This is a genomic window from Monashia sp. HAY1-2A, from assembly GCF_056755315.1.
Window position 1 is genome coordinate 1 of sequence record NZ_JBNDHY010000892.1, and the last position, 229, is coordinate 229.

The 229-nt window shown below is 60.3% G+C and carries 1 protein-coding gene; it reads left to right on the top strand.

Features of this window, described 5'->3' with window-relative positions; all coding sequences use genetic code 11:
- Positions 1-19: 19 nt before the first annotated feature.
- A partial coding sequence (locus ACPYOM_RS24320; RefSeq protein WP_481347950.1) for a hypothetical protein occupies positions 20-229 on the top strand: 210 nt, incomplete at its 3' end.

The following is a 229-nucleotide window of genomic DNA, read 5'->3' on the forward strand; positions in this document are numbered from 1 at the left end:
GGGGCGTGTCGCATTGGTGGTGGCCGAACAGGTCAACAGTCAGCAAGCCCAGGGCATCGACAAGAACGGTGACTTCGGCGCGGACATCTTCAACACCATCAACAGTGCCGCGCTGGTCAGTCAGCGCAGTATTGCGCAGTCGACCAATAGCGCCGGCTCGGGCAACCTCGATGTCACCATCAAGGACACCGGCAAGCTGACCACCAGCGATTACCAGGTGACCTTCACC